Raw genomic sequence first — 3139 nt, 5'->3', positions numbered from 1 at the left:
AGCAAATGCACTAAATGTTACACCCGATGAGTTAATTGATTGGACTTTACAAGAAGATAAGGGTTACTTGCAGGCTTTAAATTTATCTGCTCTTTCTTTTTTGTTTTTTCCATTATTAGGTATAATTATTCCATTGATTATGTGGATTTCTAAAAAAGATAAATTAAAAAATGTAAATGTTTTGGCGAAATCAATTATTAATTTTCAAATAACTTGGATAATAATTTTTTCTGTTGGCTTTATTTGTAATGCATTATTATTGGCCAATAAATTAGATACTACTGGAGTGATAAGTCCAACAATGATTATTAATAATTTGAGAAATCAGATGATTCTTGTGGTAGTAATGTATTGCTTTAACTTCATAATGATTCTTATTAATTCTTACAGAATTTATAAAGAAAAAAATATTAGGTATTTTCCAAAAATTAATTTTCTAAGAGTCTAAAATTAATTTTTGAACGCATTAGAATTAAAAGTAACCTTATACAATCTACTCAGTCCATTATCGTATTTGTTAAATTCATCAAGTAAATCTTCAAAGGATTGAGGTTTTTCAAATTTAGTTTTTGTGTTATCTAATTTACTTGTAAAATAAAGTGTATTGGTTTTTACATCTACAAATGGGCAATAATCCATTTTTGTTGAATTTATTTTATCACCTAAGTTTTTAGCTTTTGTCCAGCCCTCAATTGTATTATAGCTTATATATAAATCACCACTACCAAAACTATCTTTTCTGTTATAACAGCCATAAATTAAGTAAGATTCATCTGGAGCAATAAACGCATTGTATTCATATCCTTCAGAATTAATAGCCCCTGATAATACTTTGGGTTCGCTTAGTTTTCCATTAATACTCACACTCATATAAATATCATCCTTTTGTTTTAACTTAGGGTTATCTCGTGTAAAGTAAAAATTTCCATTTTTAGCTATTGATGGATAAAACTCTCCATGTTCTGTATTTATAGGACTTCCCATATTTATTGGTTTAGACCAATTGCTTTTTAAATCATGTCGCTCTACAAACCAAATATCAAAATCTTTGGGTGTATTGTTTGAGTGATCTAACGGTCTTGTTGATACAAAATATAGCTTTAAACCATCGTGAGAAAAGAAAGGCTCTAAATCGAAAAACTGACCAGAAAATGATGCTACTTTGGGATTACTCCATTCTCCACTTTCTTTTGTTATAGTAATAATAACTGATGTACTTCCCATAACACTTTGTGCAGAGAACATAATTTCATTTCCGTTAGGAGCAATGGCAATATCTCTTACATTTGGAAATTGTTTTACAATATCTTCTAAAAAAGGAGTAATGGTTTGTTGAGAAAAACCAAAAAAGATATTGAAAGTAAAAAAGAGTATTAATAAATGTTTCATAAAAAATAGTATTTATTACAATATACTAAAAGCAATAATTCAAAATACTAAAAGGAATGTTAATTAGAAATAAATAAGGAGGAAATTAATTTCCTCCTTAATAATGAAACGATAAGCCATAATATTTTTAATCCCTATAAAATAATGCTATTATGTTTCTAAGTGCTATAAATTCTTAGTTAGAGAATGCCTTTTAAGGCGTGACGAATGTATGAAAATACTTCTGTAAAATGTTTAAAAATTATATTGAGTTATTAACATTTAAAAGTAAATCACAAAATTGGTAAACACAAAGCATAAGATTACTTTTGTGCCATGCAATTAAAAGATTATACCAAAGAATTCAAATACAATTGGCAACTGGCGGCACCAGTTATGCTTGGTATGTTGGGGCATACATTTGTTAGCTTTGTAGATAATATTATGGTTGGTCAATTGGGAACTGCCGAACTTGCAGCAGTGTCTTTAGGTAATAGTTTTATGTTTATTGCCATGTCTTTAGGTATTGGGTTTTCTACAGCTATCACACCTTTAGTTGCTGAAGCTGATGCCGAACAAAATTTCGCCAATGGCAAATCGTCTTTTAAACACGGCTTGTTTTTATGTACTGTTTTAGGTGTTTTATTGTTTTTAGTAGTGTTTTTTGCAAAACCGCTTATGTATTTAATGAAACAACCTGTCGAGGTTGTTGAGTTGGCTATTCCATATTTAGATTTAGTGGCTTTTTCATTAATTCCACTTATAGTTTTTCAAGGTTTTAAACAGTTTAGTGATGGATTATCTATGACTAAATACCCTATGTATGCTACTGTTTTAGCAAATATTATAAATGTACTTTTAAACTATATTTTGATTTTTGGAAAGTTCGGATTTCCAGAATTAGGTATCGTTGGAGCAGCCTATGGCACATTAATATCTCGAATTATCATGGTTTGGTATTTATGGTTTTTATTGAAAAGAAAAGAAAAATCAAAAGCCTTTGTAACCAATATTAAGTTTTTTGTGCTAAATAAATTGATGCTTAAAAAAATAATAAACCTTGGAGCACCAAGTGCGATGCAAATGTTTTTTGAAGTTGCCATTTTTACTGCAGCTATATGGTTAAGTGGTCTATTAGGTAAAAACCCGCAAGCAGCGAACCAAATTGCGCTAAATTTGTCTTCTATGACGTTTATGATTGCTATGGGGCTAAGTGTAGCATCTATGGTTAGAGTTGGTAATCAAAAAGGATTGAAAAAATATTTTGAGTTACGCCGTATTGCATTTTCTATATTTTTAATGGGAACCTTATTTGCAGTTGGTTTTGCTATCATTTTCTTTGCATTTCATACTCAGTTGCCAAAAATATATGTCGATTTTGATGATGTCAAAAACTTAGTTGATAATACCGAGGTAGTTTCTATCGCTTCAAAATTATTAATAGCCGCAGCAATTTTTCAAATAAGTGATAGTATTCAGGTTGTTGTTTTAGGTGCTTTGCGAGGATTGCAAGATGTTAAAATACCAACGATTATTACCTTTATTTCGTATTGGTTAATTGGCTTCCCAATAAGTTGGTTTTTAGGTAAAGAAGAGGCTTATGGTAGCTTTGGTATTTGGTTAGGATTACTAGCAGGTTTAACAACAGCAGCTATTTTATTATATATTAGATTTAATTATCTAACTAAAAAGTTAATTTTGTCTAACAACTAACAACTAACAACTAACAACTAACAACTAACAACTAACAACTTCAAAAAATGACACTTCC

3 protein-coding genes are annotated in these 3139 nt (G+C 29.4%); 2 read left to right on the top strand and 1 reads right to left on the bottom strand.

Annotated features, from left to right (window positions below):
- On the top strand, positions 1-448 hold a 448-nt coding region (locus tag AADI82_RS14575), incomplete at its 5' end, for a DUF4870 domain-containing protein (RefSeq protein ID WP_341217146.1).
- A 2-nt stretch (positions 449-450) separates the two neighbouring features.
- Here AADI82_RS14575 and AADI82_RS14570 read toward each other — a convergent pair.
- Positions 451-1389, bottom strand: a complete 939-nt coding sequence (locus tag AADI82_RS14570) for a hypothetical protein (RefSeq protein ID WP_341217145.1) — start codon at positions 1387-1389, stop codon at positions 451-453.
- Positions 1390-1704: 315 nt separating this feature from the next.
- Between AADI82_RS14570 and AADI82_RS14565 the strand changes: the two genes are divergently transcribed.
- Positions 1705-3081 carry an MATE family efflux transporter gene (locus AADI82_RS14565; RefSeq protein WP_341217144.1) on the top strand — a complete coding sequence of 459 codons (1377 nt, stop codon included), beginning with the start codon at positions 1705-1707 and terminating at the stop codon, positions 3079-3081.
- Positions 3082-3139 lie beyond the last annotated feature (58 nt).

Origin of the sequence: uncultured Wocania sp., from assembly GCF_964021735.1 — a bacterium.
Taxonomy (GTDB): Bacteria; Bacteroidota; Bacteroidia; order Flavobacteriales; family Flavobacteriaceae; genus Wocania_A.
Note: the sequence above shows the minus strand (reverse complement) of the source record. Positions and strands in the feature narration are given on the sequence as shown.